Origin of the sequence: Saccharomonospora iraqiensis subsp. iraqiensis, from assembly GCF_000430445.1 — a bacterium.
GTDB lineage: Bacteria > Actinomycetota > Actinomycetes > Mycobacteriales > Pseudonocardiaceae > Saccharomonospora > Saccharomonospora iraqiensis.
The window spans coordinates 1-1551 of sequence record NZ_KE387138.1 but is presented as its reverse complement, the minus strand read 5'-3'; the positions used below and the strand labels follow the sequence as shown (position 1 = coordinate 1551).

Sequence of the window (1551 nt, the reverse complement as noted above, 5' to 3'; positions counted from 1 at the left end):
CGAGGTCGACGGCGCGCTCGTACGCCTCGACGTGGTGCTCGGCGTCCGCTGGGGCGCGTCGGTGCCCGCCGTCGTCACCCGGGTCCGGGAGCGGGTCGGCGGCCGGGTCGCGGAACTGACCGGCCTCACGGTCACCGACATCGACGTCGAGGTCGTCGAGTTGATCTCGCCCGAGCGTCCGCCCCGGGCGCGCTGACCGCGGAGGAGGTCGACCATGAGATTCGTCAACCGGCTGCTGGCGACGCTGCTCAGCCTCGCATTGATCGCCGGAGGTCTGCTGCTGATCATCGAGGTGGTCGCCGCGGGATTCGGCGTCGGTCCCGTGCTGTGGGACTGGCAGGCGCTGGTGCGCTGGGCGGAGACGACCTCCTGGAGCGACGTGCTGATCCAGGTGATCGCCGTGATCTGCCTGGTGGTCGGGCTGCTGTTGCTGATCGCGGAGCTGAAGCGGCCCCGCGTCCGCCGTCTGCGGGCGCGGCCGGTCACCGACTCCTCCGACGCGCGTCCCGTCGACGCCGCCTACACCCGCCGGGGCGTGGCCACGGCGGTGCGCTCCGCGGTGACCGGGGTGGACGGCATCCGCTCGGCCAAGGTCACGGTGAAACGCCGGAGGGTCCGGGTGCAGGCCGCCACGGCGAGCGAGGACCGCGCCGCCGTGGCGGAGCTCCGCCGGTCCGCGCAGCAGGCGGCGCGGAGCCGGATCGAACAGCTCGAACTGCGGTCCTCCCCGTCGGTCACGATCCGCACCCGGAGCGCATGATGCACGCAGACCGCACCAACCGGACCGCCCTGCTCGTCCTCGCGGTGCTCCTGCTCGCCGTCGGGGTGCTCGCGGGCGCCGCCTCGCTCGGGCTGTTCGGCGACACGATCCGGCAGGAGCCACTGCTCGACAACGTGGTCGCCGATTTCGTCGACCGCAACAGCAGCTGGCTCTGGCCGGTCGTCGCGGCCGTCGCCGCGATCGTGGTCGCCCTGAGCGTGCGGTGGCTGCTGGCGATCCTGTTCTCCACCGACCGCACGGGGGACCTCGACCTCCCCGCCGAGGGTGGCCCGGGGCGTACGACGCTGCGTGCGGACGCGGTGCCGGACGCCGTGAGCGGCGAGATCGAGAGCTACAGCGGCGTCGACTCGGCCCGCGCCCGGTTCGTGGGGAACTCCGCACGGCCCACGCTCGTCGTGGCCGCCACGGTCGAGGAGCGTGCCGACGTGGCGGCACTGCGCCGCCGCATCGAGACGGAGGCGCTCACCCGCGCCCGCGACGCGCTCGACCGGCCGGACCTGGAGATCCGGCTCGACCTCGCGGTGACGACCCGCCGCGCGGCACGGACGGCCTGACACCCGGGCCGCCCCCGTCCGTCACCGACCCGACACCGATCCCGACGCGGAATACCCCCCGGGGTTTGCTACGTTGTGGCGAGCGTTGGAGGTGGTGTTCGTGCACGGGCGATCCGGGATCGAGGGTGCCGCGAGGGCGCGCCCGCACCCGCCGCGGGCGGGATCCCGGTCCGCCGCTGACACGCGGCACCGCGGACGGGCTCGTGCCCTCGGCGA

Annotated in this window: 3 protein-coding genes; all 3 read left to right on the top strand. The window is 74.3% G+C overall.

The genetic code is table 11. From position 1 onward, the window contains the following. On the top strand, positions 1-196 hold a 196-nt coding region (locus tag ACTIR_RS24665), incomplete at its 5' end, for an Asp23/Gls24 family envelope stress response protein (protein WP_154663832.1). 18 nt (positions 197-214) lie between these two features. Further along, positions 215-760 (top strand): DUF6286 domain-containing protein, encoded by a 546-nt coding sequence (locus ACTIR_RS0120805; RefSeq protein ID WP_026455714.1) that lies wholly within the window; start codon positions 215-217, stop codon positions 758-760. Continuing rightward, a complete protein-coding gene (gene amaP / locus ACTIR_RS0120800; RefSeq protein WP_026455713.1) occupies positions 760-1335 on the top strand; it encodes an alkaline shock response membrane anchor protein AmaP in 576 nt (191 codons plus the stop codon). The genes ACTIR_RS0120805 and amaP overlap by 1 nt, the downstream gene beginning before the upstream one ends. The last annotated feature ends 216 nt before the right edge of the window (positions 1336-1551 follow it).